16 protein-coding genes are annotated in these 16324 nt (G+C 54.1%); 14 read left to right on the top strand and 2 right to left on the bottom strand.

Annotation, left to right across the window (positions count from 1 at the left end; all coding sequences use genetic code 11):
* Positions 1-520: GntR family transcriptional regulator (locus HMPREF9473_RS19970; protein ID WP_034859662.1), on the top strand; the 520-nt coding region annotated here is incomplete at its 5' end.
* Positions 521-594: 74 nt separating this feature from the next.
* Here HMPREF9473_RS19970 and HMPREF9473_RS19965 read toward each other — a convergent pair.
* Positions 595-2058, bottom strand: a complete 1464-nt coding sequence (locus HMPREF9473_RS19965; protein ID WP_006782022.1) for a GntR family transcriptional regulator — start codon at positions 2056-2058, stop codon at positions 595-597.
* Between the two features lie 125 nt (positions 2059-2183).
* Here HMPREF9473_RS19965 and HMPREF9473_RS19960 point away from each other — a divergent pair, with 125 nt between their 5' ends.
* From HMPREF9473_RS19960 to HMPREF9473_RS19925, 9 genes are all read left to right on the top strand, one after another.
* Positions 2184-4763 (top strand): response regulator, encoded by a 2580-nt coding sequence (locus HMPREF9473_RS19960; protein ID WP_242830869.1) that lies wholly within the window; start codon positions 2184-2186, stop codon positions 4761-4763.
* Between the two features lie 363 nt (positions 4764-5126).
* Positions 5127-5900 carry a DeoR/GlpR family DNA-binding transcription regulator gene (locus HMPREF9473_RS19955; protein ID WP_006782020.1) on the top strand — a complete coding sequence of 258 codons (774 nt, stop codon included), beginning with the start codon at positions 5127-5129 and terminating at the stop codon, positions 5898-5900.
* Between the two features lie 14 nt (positions 5901-5914).
* Positions 5915-6370, top strand: coding sequence for a PTS sugar transporter subunit IIA (locus tag HMPREF9473_RS19950; RefSeq protein WP_006782019.1), 456 nt, complete (start codon positions 5915-5917; stop codon positions 6368-6370).
* A 2-nt stretch (positions 6371-6372) separates the two neighbouring features.
* Positions 6373-7458 carry a M42 family metallopeptidase gene (locus HMPREF9473_RS19945; protein ID WP_006782018.1) on the top strand — a complete coding sequence of 362 codons (1086 nt, stop codon included), beginning with the start codon at positions 6373-6375 and terminating at the stop codon, positions 7456-7458.
* A gap of 4 nt (positions 7459-7462) precedes the next feature.
* Positions 7463-7738, top strand: coding sequence for a PTS sugar transporter subunit IIB (locus HMPREF9473_RS19940; RefSeq protein WP_006782017.1), 276 nt, complete (start codon positions 7463-7465; stop codon positions 7736-7738).
* A gap of 13 nt (positions 7739-7751) precedes the next feature.
* The gene (locus tag HMPREF9473_RS19935) at positions 7752-9098 is read left to right on the top strand and encodes a PTS galactitol transporter subunit IIC (RefSeq protein ID WP_006782016.1); all 1347 of its coding nucleotides are present in this window, start codon (positions 7752-7754) and stop codon (positions 9096-9098) included.
* 4 nt (positions 9099-9102) lie between these two features.
* Positions 9103-9906, top strand: a complete 804-nt coding sequence (locus HMPREF9473_RS19930; RefSeq protein WP_006782015.1) for a BtpA/SgcQ family protein — start codon at positions 9103-9105, stop codon at positions 9904-9906.
* 4 nt (positions 9907-9910) lie between these two features.
* The gene (locus tag HMPREF9473_RS28425) at positions 9911-10087 is read left to right on the top strand and encodes a hypothetical protein (RefSeq protein WP_006782014.1); all 177 of its coding nucleotides are present in this window, start codon (positions 9911-9913) and stop codon (positions 10085-10087) included.
* Between the two features lie 16 nt (positions 10088-10103).
* Positions 10104-10496, top strand: a complete 393-nt coding sequence (locus HMPREF9473_RS19925; protein ID WP_006782013.1) for a hypothetical protein — start codon at positions 10104-10106, stop codon at positions 10494-10496.
* A gap of 152 nt (positions 10497-10648) precedes the next feature.
* Here the strand turns inward: HMPREF9473_RS19925 and HMPREF9473_RS19920 are convergent, their stop codons facing one another.
* Positions 10649-11434, bottom strand: coding sequence for a GntR family transcriptional regulator (locus HMPREF9473_RS19920; RefSeq protein ID WP_006782012.1), 786 nt, complete (start codon positions 11432-11434; stop codon positions 10649-10651).
* 256 nt (positions 11435-11690) lie between these two features.
* Here HMPREF9473_RS19920 and HMPREF9473_RS19915 point away from each other — a divergent pair, with 256 nt between their 5' ends.
* Genes HMPREF9473_RS19915 through HMPREF9473_RS19900 form a run of 4 tightly spaced genes read left to right on the top strand, consistent with a single transcriptional unit; the run spans position 11691 to position 16314 of the window.
* On the top strand, positions 11691-12851 hold the full coding sequence (locus HMPREF9473_RS19915; RefSeq protein WP_006782011.1) for an ABC transporter substrate-binding protein: 1161 nt from the start codon (positions 11691-11693) through the stop codon (positions 12849-12851).
* Positions 12852-12911: 60 nt separating this feature from the next.
* Positions 12912-14426 (top strand): sugar ABC transporter ATP-binding protein, encoded by a 1515-nt coding sequence (locus HMPREF9473_RS19910; RefSeq protein ID WP_006782010.1) that lies wholly within the window; start codon positions 12912-12914, stop codon positions 14424-14426.
* A complete protein-coding gene (locus HMPREF9473_RS19905) occupies positions 14423-15367 on the top strand; it encodes an ABC transporter permease (RefSeq protein WP_006782009.1) in 945 nt (314 codons plus the stop codon). Before HMPREF9473_RS19910 ends, HMPREF9473_RS19905 begins: the two co-directional genes overlap by 4 nt.
* Entirely contained in the window at positions 15364-16314 is a 951-nt protein-coding gene (locus tag HMPREF9473_RS19900; protein WP_006782008.1) for an ABC transporter permease, read from the top strand. The genes HMPREF9473_RS19905 and HMPREF9473_RS19900 overlap by 4 nt, the downstream gene beginning before the upstream one ends.
* The last annotated feature ends 10 nt before the right edge of the window (positions 16315-16324 follow it).

Raw genomic sequence — 16324 nt, 5'->3', positions numbered from 1 at the left:
TTTGGAGCTGGCGAAGTCGAAGATTGTGGAGGTCTATCCCCAGAGCGGCAGCGTGGTGGCCCCCATTGACTACGCCCTTATCGAGGAAGCCTGGTTTGTCCGCAGCGTGCTGGAGACAGCCGTGGTGGAGCTGGCCTGCGATACGGTGACTCCGGAAGGGCTGGAGGAGCTGGAGCACAATGTGAAACTCCAGGAATTCTACCGGGAGGACAAGGATTTGGAGAAGCTGCTGGAGCTGGACAATGAGTTCCATCAGACGCTGTTTCGGATTGCCGGCAAGCAGCAGGCCTATGAATTGATGAGAAGCATGATGGTCCACTTCGACCGGGTACGCCACATGTCCCTGAACGCGGTCTCAAATCTGAAGCTGGTGGAGGACCACCGGGGCATTTTTGAGGCGGTGAAGGCCCGCGACGGGAAACTGGCGAAGCAGAAGATGGAGAGACATCTGGAGCGGTACCGGGTCGACGAGGAAGCCATCCGCCGGAGATATCCGGAGTACTTCCGGGATGAGACGTGAGAGATTTTTATAAGAGTAAGAAGCAGAGAAATGCCGGAGCGGCCATGGATTGGCGGCTCCGGCATTTCTGTGTGTTACGTATGAGGTTCCGGCTCCGGCAGGACGATATCGGCCGCCTCTTTGATGCCATGGCTGTGAAGGAAGGCTGCCACGCAGGCGGTCTCCGTGATCTGAAGCCGTTCCAGCGCCAGGGAAAACGCGCTTCCGTCAGCACGCCTTAAACTGTCTTCAAGGGTGTCAAGATAGGGAAGAAAATAGGCGTTGACTTCCTCCCTGTCCCCGTGGAGATTCCGGATGGGCAGGCCCCAGGTCAGCTGCCGGTTCAACCCGGCGTAGACGGTCCGTATCACAGGCCACGGCGCATACCGGGAGATGGCGTCGTAGCAGATATAAAACAGACTCTCGTAATATCCGGACGCTCTCACCTCCTCCAGTTCCTCCACCCACCGGGTCCTGTCTTCCCCGCTCAGCCCCCGGACGGTAATGCGGGCGCAGTCACGACAGGACAGGCTCAGAATATGGGAGCTTTCCAGGAAATTCATCAGCCGCCGCCGGATGAGACTGTCCGAGAAATCGCAATTCTGCACATTTTCCCACGGCTGCAACACCCTGGTTCCCACCCCGTTGACGGACTGGACGGCGCCCAGCTTGTTGAGCAGGTCGATAGCCCGCCTGACAGTGTTGAGTCCGACGTGATACTCTGCGGCCAGCATTTTCGGGGAGGGAAGGTAGCTTCCAAAGGGATAGATTCCCCTCTGAATCCTCACCATGATATCCGTGCTCAGGGAATAGCACAGCTGGGACGCCTTTCTGTGGATGTCCCAGGTAAATGCCACCGGTTCCCCACAGGCCGGAGCGGGAAACGGATTGTCCTCATAAAAGCGGCTCAGCGCCGTGTAATACTGGTTTTCATTGCGCTCCCCCTCGTTCCAGAGAGCCAGCCAGTCTTTTCTTCTGGCATGGTTTATCATGAGGATAAGGGGCGATACTTCGGCTGGCTGCAGGGCCGGATTGTTGGGGATGGCGACAAAGGGCGCCAGAAAGAACAGGAACATCTGCCATTCCAGATTCAGGAGCATGTCATTGCCCAGCCTGCCGTAGAGCAGCTGAATCAGCCGGGACATCCGAAAGAGGGGAGGAATCTCCTGTTTCAGACAGATGCGCTCCAGCTCGTCCAGTTCCTCCGGGGTGGCGGTCCTTAGGGCGATCCACTGGGCGTAATTGGCCAGCACTCCCACGGACTGGGCGAACGCCAGCAGGGATTCCCGCCGGCAGGAAAAATAATCACGGATATGGAGGGCGATCTCCTCCTCGCTGTAATCGACAATCACCGTGCCGCCCACGCAGGTGGAAAGAGAGATATAACCCTCCTGTCTCAGGCGGACATAGGCCAGGCGGACCGTGTCCACGGACACGCAAAAATAACTGCTGGCCTCCTTGATGACAGGCAGAGAGTCCCCGCAGCGGTATCTTCCGAATCTAATCTGTGTTTCCAGCAGGTTGTAAATGATGTGCTGTAACTCCATCTTATTTGGCAATGTCGATTCCTCCATTCGGCATAGTCATCTTTTCTATATAATGGATTATAACATACGGGCTGTTATCTATCAAACAGTTGCTATTTAAAGGAGAGTTTGCTATACTTTATTGGTAAGTGGGCAAGGTGGAAAAACAGAAGGTTGAGGATACCATGAAGGAGACGTTTGAGGACGGGAAAAAGATGGAAGAACAGAAAGAAGAACAGGTAAAAATACAGGCAGAGGAACAGATGGAGGAACCGGTAGAAGGACCGTCAAAGGAACCAGCTAAGAAACAGTCAGGGGAACCGGTGGAAAAGCCGATGGGAAATCAGAACGGGAACCACGGGACCGGGGCGCTGATGGGAAGCGATGTGGCCGGAGATTACGAGATGCTGATGAACACCATGCAGGTCAGCGTCAGCAAACACATCCTGGATGAGCATTTCACCGTGGTCTGGAGCAACGACTTTTATTATCAGCTGATCCGTTATCCGAGGGACGAGTACGAGGAACTCTTTCACAACCGGCCAGATATCTATTATCCATACCACCATTATGAGGAGGAGCTGGTCAATATCACCCGGGTGGTGCTGGAGGCCCAGGAGAAAGGGCGGTCCCAGTACAGTCTTATCACCAGGATGCCGGTGAAGGGAGGTGGCCATGTCTGGGTGCAGATGAACGGTGTGTTCACCAAGGACACCTACAACGGATATCCCATCGCCTACACCGTGATGACCGACGTGGACGATTTTGTGAAAATGCAGAAGGCCCAGTCCATCACCTACAACAACATTCCCGGCTTTGTGGCGAAATACCTGATAAGGGATTATCTCCACATTGAGCTTTTGGAGGCCAATAACCAATTTATGGAGTTCTTCGGCACCTCCAAGGACCGCCCCATGAACGATGTCCTGTTTCGGATGAATGTGGACACCAACAAGGATTCCATTATCCCCCAGATGGACCAGGTGATGCGGGGGGAGCGGGTTCGCTTTCTGGCGAAGCTGAGCAACCGGGAGGGCAGGACTTTGTTCATGCAGACCAACGGGGAATGCGTGGACTGGATTGACGGCAGTCCGGTCTATCTGATGACCTATATCGACGTAACCGATTTGACGGAGCTGCGGGAAATGCAGGCGAAGCTGGAGGAGCAGAAGCAGCAGCTTCAGGATGCCCTGGCCGGCGCCCAGAAGGCCAACGCCGCCAAGCGGGAGTTTTTATCCCGGATGTCCCACGAGATTCGCACGCCGCTCAATGCCATCATCGGCATGACCACCATTGCCACGGCACATTTAAATGACCGGGAGCGGATGGAGGACTGTCTGGGAAAGATTACCTTTTCCTCCAGACATCTGCTGGCCCTTATCAATGACATTCTGGATATGTCAAAGATAGAGGACGGCAAGCTGTCGGTGAACCATGCGCCGTTCTATCTGAAGCAGGTGCTGGATTCCGTCACCACCATCATCTATCCCCAGGCTGTGGCCCAGGGAGTGGACTTCAAGGTCTCCGTGCAGGATATGGCGGAGGAGGAACTGCTGGGGGATGCCATGCGCGTCAACCAGATCCTTATCAACCTGCTGTCCAACGCGGTGAAATTCACCCCGGAGGGCGGGAAGGTGCAGCTGGATATCCGAAGACTGGTTCAACAGGAGGGAATGCGGCTGCGGTTTACGGTCAGCGACAATGGCCGTGGGATGAGCGAGGATTTTCTGGAGCACCGGCTGTTCCAGTCCTTTGAGCAGGAAAATGGCATCGGCGGCACCGGTCTTGGGATGTCCATCACGAAGAACCTGGTAGGTCTTCTGGACGGCACCATCACGGTGAAGAGCCGGATGGGCGAGGGCACCGTGTTTACGCTGGAGCTGCCCTTCGAGCTGTCCGGCCGCCGGCAGATTGTGAGATATCCGGCCATGGGAACGCTGCGGGTACTGGTCAGCGATGATGACCCGGATGACTGTGCCTACGCGACCCTTCTGCTTGAGAAATTTGGAATAGAGGCCAGATGGGTCCTCAGCGGCCGGGAGGCGGTGGCGTCCATCCGGCAGGCCTACGATACGGGAGATGCTTATGATATTTGTCTCATTGACTGGAAAATGCCGGAGATGGACGGCATCGAAACTACCAGACAGATTCGTGACATCGTGGGACCGGACACCCTGATCATCATTATCACTGCCTACGATTACAGTGCGATTGAGACGGAGGCCAGGGCGGCGGGAGCCAATCTGTTCCTGTCAAAGCCGCTGTTTGCCTCCACCCTCTACAACACCCTGCTGGCCGCCACGGAGCTGGGTGGCGCCCTGCCCAAAACTGCTCCTCTGGCACAGACGGAGACGCTGGCCGGCAGACGGATACTGGTGGTGGAGGACAATGAACTGAACATGGAGATAGCCGTGGAGATCCTAAAGATGGCCGGCGCCATTGTGAGCAGCGCCCGTGACGGCCAGGAGGCGGTGGACTGGTTCCTGGGAGAAGATGGCAGAACCTGTGACGCGATTCTGATGGATATTCAGATGACGGTGATGGATGGCTATCAGGCCACCCGTGCGATCCGGAATTCCGGCTGTCCAAACGCCGCCTCCATCCCTATCATCGCCATGACGGCCAACGCCTTCCGCGAGGATGTGGCGGCGGCCCTGGAAGCGGGAATGAACGCCCACGTGGCGAAACCGATAGAGGTGGAAGAGTTGTATGGGAAACTGTGTGAGTTTATGCAGTGAACTGTTGGTAGATCAATAACGAATCGATAGTAATCGATAAAGAAGGATACGGCTAGAGAGCGCCGCGGTATGTATGAATTGCCGCGGCGCTCTCTTTGCGCCTTTTTGTGCCTTTTTAGCCATAGTTGGCCATGCAATCGACATTTTTCGACTGCTAAGAGAGACAAATGAGATATTTATCACATATAATGAGACGATTTGACAAATATCTATGATTGTGGAAAGCGATATCCTATTTTATGTGGAATAAAAAGAAAATAAATTGACATATATGAGATAATATGATATTATTTTGTCATAAAAAATAAAAAGGTTTCAAAATATCTCATATTAAGAACCTGTCAGGATGAGGAGGGGTACCGGATGAAGCGGCAGAGACAAAACCAGCTGTTGGAGTATATCGATGAACATGAGGTGGTGACGGTAGCGGAGTTGATGGAGCGTTTTCAGATTTCCAAGGCCACTTTGAACCGGGATTTGACCGAGCTGGAAGCGGAGAAAAAGATTCACAAAATCCACGGTGGGGCGGCGAGCCAGCGGGCGATTTTTACCTATGAGCCGATTCAGCATGAGAAGGAGAATCTGGAGCAGGAGTACAAGGCGGCCATTGCCAGAGCGGCCATGACGTATGTCTACCAGAGCGCCAGCTTTTTCATGGATGCGGGAACGACGGTGCTGGCCTTGGCGAAAGAGATGGTGAAGGACACCCAGCTGGGAGCCAGGATTGCCATCACCAACGATATGAAGACAGGGATGATTCTGGCGGAGAAGCCGGAGATTGATTTGATTCTTCTGGGGGGAAGAAAGAGGAACGGTCTTTACAGTCTGGGCGGCGGGATGACGGAGCGGATGCTGGAGGGCATCAACGCCGATATCTTCTTTATGGGGACCGACGCCGTGGATGTGGAGCTGGGCGTTTCCAATGTGAATTTCGATGAGGTGGGCGTCAAGCAGAAGATGATTAAGTCAGCCAGGAAGGTTGTGCTTCTGGCGGATTACACCAAATTCAACCAGTACCGGGTTGCCCGCGTCTGCCAGCTGGATGAGGTGGACGTACTGATTACGGACAGCCGGATACCCCAGGATGAACTGGAGGAGATCAAGAAAGTAGTGGAAACCGTGATAATAGCCAGGTAAGGAGATGGTTGTAGATGGAAGAATTTTTGGAGTTGGTAAAAAAGGGGTTTTTTCAGAAGAAGCGGTATGACAGCAGGCAGGACTATCTGTCCAATACGGCCGACATGCTGGAGCGGGAAGGTCTGGTGAAGGAGGGATTCAAGAAGGTTTTGATGGATAGGGAGGACAACTATCCCACCGGGATCCAGACCATAACGGTGCCGGTCAGCATTCCCCACGCGGAGTTTTCTTATGTAAACCAGGAGTCCATCGTGGTCACCGTGTTTGAGAAGCCGGTCTTGTTTCGGAGGATGGACGCGCCGGAGGAGGAAGTGGGGGCGGAGATATCCTTCATGCTGCTTTTGCGGGATGCCCACAGCCATCTGACGGTGTTGCAGCAGCTGTCAGGATTGCTTCAGTCGGACAAGTTAGCGCGCATCAGGGAGACTGACTCCATGGAGAAGCTGGCACAGATATTACAGGAGGAATGATAATGGGACTGGAAGAGAGAATCAGACAGCTGTCCTCACTGGACGGGATAAGCTCGAGGGAGGACGCGGTCATCGACTACATGTACGATGCCTTTCGCGCCTTCTCGAATGAGGTGGAGGTGGACAGGATTGGCAATGTGATCTGCCATTTCCCCGGAACCGCTTCCCCTGCGAGAAACATGATGGTGTTCGCCCACATGGACGAAATCGGGTTTATCGTGAGAAAGATAGAGGAAGACGGATTTATCAGGATTGAGAGGATGGGAGGCGTCAGCACGCAGATTCTGCCCGGCACGTACGTGAAGATACTGGGGCAGCAGCCGGTGATGGGGGTTATCGGGACGCCTTCCCACCATTTTATAAAAGCGGAGAGTAAATTCAGCGTTCCTCCGGTAAATGAGCTTTACATCGATATCGGCGCCGCTTCCAAGAGCGAGGTGGAGGATCGAGGTGTCCGGGTGGGCAGTATGGTGGTGTTTGCGGACAACTATCTGAATTTATCAGAGCAGCTGATCTGCGGAAAAGCCCTGGATGACCGGGTTGGCTGTGCTGTTCTTCTGGAGCTTGCCGGGGCGCTGGCAAAAAAGCAGCCGGAGTGGGATGTGTATCTGGTTGCGGCAGTGATGGAGGAATACAATATCAGAGGCATTATGCCGGCGGTGAGAAGGATAGAGCCGGAGGTGTCCATCGGCATCGACATCACGCCGTCCTGTGACACGCCGGACATGGATTACAACGACATCGCGCTGGGGAAGGGCCCGGCATTGACGGAGATGAATTTTCACGGAAGGGGGACTCTGGCAGGGGTTCTGCCGGACGAGAAACTGCTTTCGAAGCTGGTGGACATCTGTGAGATGCACCGGATTCCGTATCAGAGAGAGGTGGCTCCAGGGGTTATCACGGAGAACGGATTTATTCTGTTTGAAAATGAGGGAGTTGCCGTTGCCAACGTATCCATACCAACCAGGTATACACATACGCCTTTTGAGTGTATTCACAAGCGGGACGCGGAACAGATTGTGGAATTATTAAAGCGTTTTGTCCTGGAAAGTACGAAAGAGGACATTTATGGAAAGGAAAGGAGGTAGGAACATGAAGAGAGTGATTATCGCTTGTGGTTCGGGAATTGCGACTTCCACGATTATCTGTAATGGGGTGGAGAAGCTGCTGGAGGAACATGGGATTGCGCACCAGATCGTCCAGTGCAGTTTGAGTGAAGTTGCTTCGCAGACGGATAACGCGGATTTGATTGTCAGCTCTATGCCCATCGGGCAGGACTTTGGGATTCCCAAAGTTGTGGGAATGGCATTTTTAACCGGAATTGGAATGGAGAAGGTAAAGGAAGACATTTTGAAAGCGCTAGCTTAACAGGAGGGTTTTTATGGAGTTTATAAAAAGCATATTCGATTATATCAGTGGTTTGGGGAACTATGTTGTAATACCGATTATGATTACGATTGTGGGTTTGATTGTTCGTTTGAAATTTTCAAAGGCGTTAAAGGCGGGTGTGACCGTTGGCATCGGTTTGATCGGTCTTGATATGATTCTGAACCTGCTCTGGACTTATGTGAGTCCGGTGGCCAATATCTTTGTGGAAAAATTCAACTTAAATTTAAATACGGTGGATATCGGCTGGTCTGCCGCGGCAGGTCTGGCGTTCTCCACGACAGTGGGCTCGTTCATCATACCGTTTATCATTCTGGTGAACATTATCCTACTGATGTTAAAGCTTACCAGAACCATCAATATTGATATCTGGAACTACTGGCATTATGCATTTTCAGGGGCGGTTGTCTACACCCTGACCGGCAATCTGATCTGTGCTTTTGTGGCATCGGCGGCACACTGCGCCATCGCTCTGATGATTGCCGACTACACGGCGAAAACCGTGCAGGATGCCCTGGGAGTTCCCGGAATCTCCATCCCGCAGGGGTATGCGGTGACCACGGTTCCGATTTACAAGGCGTTAGATAAGGTTTACGATTTGGTTCTGCCAAAGAAGGCGGACAAGGAAGCGGACAACAGTGGGCTGATGAACCGGTTCGGGTTCTTAAAGACATTGGCGGAGCCGCTGTTTCTGGGACTGATTATCGGTATTCTGCTGGGTATTCTGGCCGGTTATGATTTGAAGAACTGCCTTACTGTCGGTATGGCCATGGCGGCGCTGATGCATCTGCTTCCCAGAATGATTAAGGTTATCATGGAAGGTCTGTATCCAATCAGTGAGCAGACGAGAGAGTTCATGCAGAGCCGGTTCCACGGCGAGGAGTTCTATATCGGTATGGATTCCGCCATTCTGCTGGGTCTTCCGACTACCATGTCGGTGGCATTGCTGCTGATTCCGATCACCCTGGTGCTGGCGATGGTACTGCCGATTAACACCACACTGCCTCTTGGAGACCTGGCTTCGACGGCCTACTTTATCTCCATGGCGACACCGATACATAAAAACAGCTTCGGCCGCACCCTTATCAGCGGTACGATCATGATGGGAATCGTGTTGTGCGTGGCTTCCTTCTTTGCACCGATGATTACCCAGTTCGCGGCTACCGGAGCGCTGGCCATACCGGAGGGAGCGGTTCAGGTAACGGCTCTGTCGGCAGGAAACCTGATTGGATTTATCCTGTACCAGCTTTCCAAATTCCGTCTGCTTGGTTCTGCCATCATCGTTGTGCTGACCGGCGGCATTATTTACTTTTTCAAAAAATTAGCTAAAAAGGAGTCTTAATGTTATGTGGACAAAGGAAATCTTTCAAGTAGAGAAACCGGTCATCGCCATGCTTCATCTGCTGGCGCTTCCGGGCGACCCGGGCTATGACGCGGAGGGCGGTTTTAAGAAAATTCTGGACAGAGCCAGAAGGGATTTGCACGCCTTGCAGGATGGAGGCGTGGACGGGATTTTAATCTCCAATGAGTTCAGTCTTCCCTACCTGACGGAGGTGAAGACGGAGACCGTGGCTTCCATGGCGAGAATCATCGGCGAGCTGATGCCGGAGATTCGGGTGCCTTACGGGGTGGATGTGCTTTGGGACCCCTACAAGGTGTTTGATTTGGCGGTAGCGGTGGATGCCAAGTTTGTCCGGGAGATATTTACCGGCGTGTACTCCAGTGATTTTGGTCTGTGGAACACCAACTATGGGGAGGTGGTCCGCCACAGAGACAGAATCGGGGCCATGGGCGTGAAGGCGCTGTTCAATATTGTTCCGGAGGCGGCCAAGTATATCGGGGACCGGGATATTGTGGCGATAGCCAAATCCACGGTGTTCAACTGCCAGCCGGAGGCGCTGTGTGTGTCCGGTCTGACGGCCGGCTCCCCGGCGGATACCCAGGTGCTGGATCGGGTGAAGAAGGCGGTTCCCGACACGGTTGTGTTCGTGAACACCGGCGTCCGCCTGGAAAATGTGGGCGAGCAGCTGCGAATTGCCGACGGCGCCGTGGTGGGCACCACGTTCAAGAGGGACGGCGAGTTCTTCAACGAGGTGGACCAGGCCAGAGTGGAAGAGTTTATGGCAAAGGTGAAAGCGCTGAGAGGTTGATGGTATGAAGATATGTCCGTCGATTGCCAGCGGGGATGTGATGAACCTTCAGGCGCAGTGCCTGTGGCTTCAGGAGAAATACCATCATATCCATATTGATGTTGAGGATGGCAATTATATCAACAATATCACTTTCGGGATGAAGGCGGTGAGGGGTAGTCTTCGCCGCCACATCCTGTGAGAAGTCGGTGCATCTGATGGTGATGAACCCGCTGGATTATGTGGAGCAGTTAAAGGAGCTGCGGCCGGAGATTGTGTTTGTCCATCTGGACACCAGCCGGTATCCGTCGAGAGTGGTGGATGCCTTTGCGCAGGCTGGAATCCGGATGGGGATTGCGCTCAATCCGGCGGAGCTGCCGGACCGGTATGAATATCTGCGGGAGCAGGTCCAGGATGTGCTGCTTATGATGTGCGAGCCGGATGGCTATGGGCAGAGATACCGGAAGGGGCTGGAGAAGAAGGTGTCGAAAGCGCTTTGCGATGGCTGGAATGTCTGGCTGGACGGTGGAATGAGCATGGAACAGGCAGCAGCGTTTGGAGAACAGGGCGTCTGCGCGGTTGTGCTGGGGCGGGCGGTGTTTGAGACGTAGTGTTTTGAAAGCAAAAAGACGTTAAAGCAAAAAGACAATGGAAAAAGAAATAACGTGAAAACAGTATTGCAGTAAAACAGGAACCGGGAGAACTGATGGGGCTCTTCCGGTTCCTGTTTTTTTTGCGTTTTCCGGCAGATGATAGCAGCCGGTTAAATTCTAAAATTCACCTCCACAGAAGAGGACGCCTTGTCGTCCTTTTCGTGGCTCTTGTAATCCACCTCCAGCTTGAACTTGTCAGCCCGGATGACGCTCTCCACAAATTCCGCCGGTGTGCCGTCGGAGAGGTAGGCGAGACGCTCGGAATAGATGATCACGCTGTTTTCCGGCTGGTTTAACAGGCTGGCGGTCTTGGGGGATATCTCGGCGATACTGTATGTGTCGTGGGCCTGGGTGGGGGCGGCCTGGAACTTCTTGTCCAGGGCGTCGTAGAGGGAGTCCCCGATGTCGGACAGCTGAAGACCCCGGTAGAGATGACCGCTCAGAAAGCTGCTCACCACCGCGATGGGCTCGTCGTCGTCCAGCACGAGACGCTTGTATCGGATGACGGTCTCGTCGTCCGCCAGCTCGAAGAAGACTCTGGCCCGCTGGGCCGGCACGGAGTGGTTGAATTTCAGCGGCTTGCAGGTGGCGGCCCGTCCTGAGCGGATGATATCCTGGGTAAAGGTGGGAAGCCGGTCATAATTTCTAGCGATATGGCTGGCCGTAAAGGTTCCCTTGCCCTGCTTGCGGTACAGAACCCCCTCGTAGACCAGATCCATGATGGCCTGCTTGGCGGTGCCGCGGCTCACGCCAAACTTGTCGGCCAGCTCCTTCTCGCTGGGGACCAGGGCGTTGGGGCCTATTTCCTTGATAATCTGGCGGAGATAGCATTTAATCTGAACATAGTAGGGCATATGTGAATGCTCATTGATGGTATCATAAAGGTTATTTTCCATGTTTCCCCTTAATTAAACGAAATATTTGGTAAGATTATGAACTAAATGTACCATAGGTTATTCGGATTGTCAATCGGTACTAATCGCTGAAATTGTCTATTAAGCATAAAAACACGGACGTCTCATTGATAAACATGTAATAATTAGCCAAAATATCTACTTGACTAGTCAACTGAATAATGCTATCATATAGCTATCTTGTTGATGCAATGACGTGCTGCAATAGGATGCAGCGAAAGAGAAATGGAGGATTATTATGAGAAGAAACAACTTGTTACGAAAAACAGCGGCATATTCCCTGGCTATCGCCATGCTGGCGGCAGGCGCGCTGACCGGCTGCTCGAAGCCGGCCAGTGAGACAGCTCCTGCCACGGAGGCGCCGGTGACGACGGAAGCTCCGAAGGAGAGCGAGACCCAGACGGAGGCGGCCAAGACGGAGGAGACCACCGGCGCGCAGGTGGCCGAGGCGGTTTCCAAGGTGGAGAACAAGACCGGTGAGAAAATCCGGGTGGGCTACGATATCTATTTCCTGGGCAACTCCTGGTCTGTTCAGCTCTACCAGGAATTCAAGTGGAACGCGGAAAATATGTACAAGGATGATTTGGATGTGACCTACGTGCAGTCGGACAACGATGTGAGCAAGCAGATTGCCAACCTGGAGGATTTGATTGCCCAGGACGTGGATGTGATTATCACCACGCCGTGTGACACCACGGCTATCAACAGCACGCTGGAGGAGGCGGTGGATGCCGGCATCAAGGTGGTTCTGCTGTGCGCCACGGTGGACGGCGACTGCTACGATTCCCTGGTGACGGTGGATGAGAAGGATTTCGGAGCCACCGGAGCCCAGTGGCTGGTGGACCAGCTGGACGGCAAGGGCAATATCGTAGTGCTGAACGGTATCTCCGGTTTTTCCACCAACACGCTCCGCTATGAGGGCGCCCAGTCCGTGTTTGAGAAATACCCGGACATCAAGGTGCTGGCGGCGGAGGACGCCAACTGGGATTACGCGGCGGCCAAGACGGTGACCACCGATTTGCTTGCCACCTACCCGGAGATTGACGGCGTATGGTCCCAGGGCGGAGCCATGACGCTGGGGGCGATTGATTCCTTCAACGCGGCCAAACGCGATCTGGTTCCTATGACCGGTGAGGACAACAACGGCTATCTGAAGGCTTGTATCAACAACAACATGGAAGGCATCGCCGTATCCAAGCCTACGTGGCTGGCCAGAGTGGCGATTGAAAATGCCATCAAGCTGATGAACGGGGAAGACGTGAAGAAGGATGACATTTACCCGGTTATGACCATCAAGACGGAGGAAATGCCGGAGTACGTTCACCAGGATTTGTCTGACGACGTATGGTGCGGCACGGAGCTTCCGGAGGATGTGTTAAAGAGCGTTTTCAGTAACTAGTGATAATGATGAGGGCTGGACAGGCACCGTTTGTCCAGCCTGTCTTATATGAGGTAGCTTATGGCAGAAAACAGGAGAATCATCGTAGAGGGGAAACATCTTTCCAAGGCATTTAACGGAAATGTGGTGCTGTCGGATGTTTCCATTCAATGTGCGGAGGGAGAGGGGATTGCCCTGGCGGGGGAGAACGGCGCCGGCAAGTCCACGTTAATGAACCTTTTAAGCGGCGGTCTGACGCCCACCTCCGGCTCTGTGTGGGTGGATGGAAAGGAATGTCATTTCACCAGTCCCAGACAGGCAAGGGCCCTTGGTATCGCTTTTGTCCACCAGGAACTGAGCCTGATGAAGGAGATGACGGTGGGAGAAAATATCATGCTGGGCCAGGAGCCGGAGTCCGGGGGGCTTATCCGGCAGAAGGAGCTTCACGAGAAGGCGGAGGAGATTTTAAGGGACGTGGGATTTTCCATTGACGTCCACGCCCTGGTCCGGGATTTGACGCCGGCCAGCCGGCAGATTGTGGAGATAGCCAAGGCATGGGCTGACAGGCCGAGGGTGCTGATCTTTGATGAGCCCACGTCCAGTTTAAATAAGGCGGAGTCCAACCAGCTGTTTGCATTTATCAACCGGATCAAGAAGCAGGGGGTGGCGGTGATTGTCATCAGCCACCGGATGGAGGATATTTTCGCCACCTGCGACCGGGTGATTGTGCTCAAGGACGGCAGCTTTGTGTTCGCGGCTCCCATGGAGGAGACGGACAGCGACGAGATCATCAGCCGGATGGTGGGGCGGGAGTTTAAAAATGCTTACCCACCGCGCAACGAGACGCTGTCGGAGGAGATACGGCTGGAGCTTCGGGACGCCTGCGTGGGCAGCCGGGTGAAGCATGTGAATCTGAAGGTCCCGGCCGGGGCGGTCATCGGCATTGGCGGCCTGGAAGGCCAGGGGCAGAGGGAGCTGAGCCGGGCGCTATTTGGCATCAGCCCGTTTACCTCCGGGGAATATCTGATTGGGGGAACGCCGAGGAAGATACACAGCCCGGTGGCGGCGGTGAGACATAAGATTGCCTTTGTCTCCGATGACAGAAAGGCGGAGGGGCTGTTTCTGCCGCTTTCCTGCGGAGAAAATATTCTTTCCCTCTCCCTGAAACGCAATTCCAGAATGGGTCTGGTAAATAAGAAGAGCGCGGACCGGGAGATCGCGTCGGGGATTGAGAGCCTGAATATCAAGCTGAGCGATTCCAGGCAGGAGGTGTCCAGTCTGTCCGGCGGAAACCAGCAGAAGATTGTATTTTCCAAATGGATCAAGACAGAGCCGGATATTCTGGTGCTCCACGAGCCCACAAGGGGGATTGACGTGCAGTCGAAGCTGGAGATATACCAGCTGATACGGGATTTAACGAAGAAGGGGATCAGCGTCATTGTGTTCACCAGCGATATGCTGGAGCTGATTGGAATTTCGGACAGGATTTATGTGATGTATGAGGGAGAGATATCGGGCTCCATGAAGGGCTCCGAGGCGACGGAGGAAAAAATCATGCAGTTATCGGCAAACAGCGGAAAGGAGGCGGCAATATGACAGGTTCGGTGAAAGCGCATATGAAGCAGGCGGTTCCGTCTCTGGTGATTATGCTTCTGATGGTGATGGCCGCCTCGTTTGCGTCCAGCCGTTTTTTTACAGCGGCCAATCTAAGGAATGTGCTGACCCAGACGGCGGTGCTGGCTATCGTGTCGGTGGCCCAGTGCACGGTTCTGTTTGTGGGGGGCATTGACATGTCGGTCAGCTCCGTGATATCCATGAGTACCATCTGCATTGCCATGTTCAGCGGGGACAGCCTGGGCGGTCTGCTGCTCGGCATCGTGCTGGCGATGGCGGCCGGCGGGCTGACGGGGCTGGTCAACGGGATCGGCGTGTCCAGGTTCCGGATTCCGGCCATGATTATCACCATCTCCACCCAGGCATTTTTGAAGGGCATCTGCCTGATTCTGATGCCCAGCTCCGGGGGAAAGGTGAACCAGGGCTTTGTGCGGCTGATTAAGACAAAGTGGGGAATATTCTCGGTGGCGTTTCTGTTGACAGTGGTGCTGTATCTGCTGTTTTACGTGCTGTTTCACTATACCAGGTTTGGGCGGAAGGTCTATGCCATGGGCAACGGGGAACTTTACGCCAGCCAGTCGGGAATTGACACGAAGAAAATGACGGTTCTCGTCTACGCCATCTCCGGCATGATTTCGGCGTTTGCCGGGATTATTCTGTCGGCCCGCATTTCCAGTGGAAATCCGCTGGTGGGGGACAGCTACGCCATGGATTCCGTGGCCGCGGCGGTTATCGGCGGCGTTTCCATGAACGGGGGGATCGGAAGTGTGGCGGGGGCGCTGTGCGGAGCGGTGATATTGTCGCTGATTAACAATATTATGAACAATCTCGGTATATCGCCCTATTACCAGTATATTATCAAGGGACTGCTGCTGATGTTCTCGATGATGCTGTTCCAGCTGAAAAGGAGGAAGACGGTATGAAAGAATTGAGAAAACGATATCGGTACAGCTCCTTTCCCTTTGGAATCTACGGGCTTTTGCTGGTGGTGATTCTGGTGTTCCTGACGGCGACCCAGGGAAATGTCTCCCCCACCCATCTGCTCAACATTGCCAGAAGCGCGGCGCCTCTGGGGATTGCGGCAATGGGGCAGACGGTGATTCTGCTGGCGGGGGGACTGGATTTGTCCCTTGGCTCCACGATATCCATGGTGAATCTGGTGATGGCTTCCATGATGAATGGGGGCAGGGAGCACATGGCGGAGGCGATTGTGGTGTCGCTGGCGCTGTGCATTGTGATTGGATTTTTGAACGGGTTTATTATTGTGAAGTTTCAGATGCAGCCGTTTCTGGTCACCATGGCCATGTCGGTGATTATCCAGGGCGGGTATTATCTGTACACCCAGGGGATTGCCAGAGGCAGCATTGCGAAGGAAATCCGGTTTCTCTCAGAAGGGTGGCTGGGGGGAATCCCCATCGCCGTGATCATCTGGGTGGGTATCTGGATTGTGATTTCTTTTGTGTTACATAAGACGGTTTACGGGCGGAAGCTCTATATGACGGGGGCCAATCCGGCGGCGTCCAGACTGTCCGGGTTCCATGCGGACCGGACGATTATCTCCGCTTACGTGATTGGAGCGCTGCTGGCGGGGATAGCCGGGATCATGCTGTCGGCTTATATCGGCGTGGCGTCGGTGGATATCGGGACGGACTATACTCTGGATTCCATCGCTTCCTCCGTGATTGGCGGCGCGGCCTTTACGGGCGGCGTGGGAAGCCTGGAGGGAACCTTTCCGGGCGTGTTGATTTTGACGATTTTAAAGAGTCTGATGACCATCCTTGGCATCTCGGAGGCGGGAAAATTCATCTGCCAGGGCGTGGTGATTGCGGTGATGGTGGCGCTGAACCAGATGAGGGCAGCGAAAAAATAAGGAGGTGGCG

Origin of the sequence: Hungatella hathewayi WAL-18680, from assembly GCF_000235505.1 — a bacterium.
GTDB lineage: Bacteria > Bacillota > Clostridia > Lachnospirales > Lachnospiraceae > Hungatella_A > Hungatella_A hathewayi_A.
Note: the sequence above shows the minus strand (reverse complement) of the source record. Positions and strands in the feature narration are given on the sequence as shown.

Bases quoted from the DNA above. Each gene is read 5' to 3' on its own strand.
- HMPREF9473_RS19920 (WP_006782012.1), bottom strand. From the start codon at position 11,434: ATGGAAAATAACCTTTATGATACCATCAATGAGCATTCACATATGCCC.
- HMPREF9473_RS19925 (WP_006782013.1), top strand. From the start codon at position 10,104: ATGGTGATGAACCCGCTGGATTATGTGGAGCAGTTAAAGGAGCTGCGG.
- HMPREF9473_RS19955 (WP_006782020.1), top strand. From the start codon at position 5,127: ATGAAGCGGCAGAGACAAAACCAGCTGTTGGAGTATATCGATGAACAT.
- HMPREF9473_RS19915 (WP_006782011.1), top strand. From the start codon at position 11,691: ATGAGAAGAAACAACTTGTTACGAAAAACAGCGGCATATTCCCTGGCT.
- HMPREF9473_RS19900 (WP_006782008.1), top strand. From the start codon at position 15,364: ATGAAAGAATTGAGAAAACGATATCGGTACAGCTCCTTTCCCTTTGGA.
- HMPREF9473_RS19940 (WP_006782017.1), top strand. From the start codon at position 7,463: ATGAAGAGAGTGATTATCGCTTGTGGTTCGGGAATTGCGACTTCCACG.
- HMPREF9473_RS19910 (WP_006782010.1), top strand. From the start codon at position 12,912: ATGGCAGAAAACAGGAGAATCATCGTAGAGGGGAAACATCTTTCCAAG.
- HMPREF9473_RS19930 (WP_006782015.1), top strand. From the start codon at position 9,103: ATGTGGACAAAGGAAATCTTTCAAGTAGAGAAACCGGTCATCGCCATG.
- HMPREF9473_RS19945 (WP_006782018.1), top strand. From the start codon at position 6,373: ATGGGACTGGAAGAGAGAATCAGACAGCTGTCCTCACTGGACGGGATA.
- HMPREF9473_RS19905 (WP_006782009.1), top strand. From the start codon at position 14,423: ATGACAGGTTCGGTGAAAGCGCATATGAAGCAGGCGGTTCCGTCTCTG.
- HMPREF9473_RS19935 (WP_006782016.1), top strand. From the start codon at position 7,752: ATGGAGTTTATAAAAAGCATATTCGATTATATCAGTGGTTTGGGGAAC.
- HMPREF9473_RS19950 (WP_006782019.1), top strand. From the start codon at position 5,915: ATGGAAGAATTTTTGGAGTTGGTAAAAAAGGGGTTTTTTCAGAAGAAG.
- HMPREF9473_RS28425 (WP_006782014.1), top strand. From the start codon at position 9,911: ATGAAGATATGTCCGTCGATTGCCAGCGGGGATGTGATGAACCTTCAG.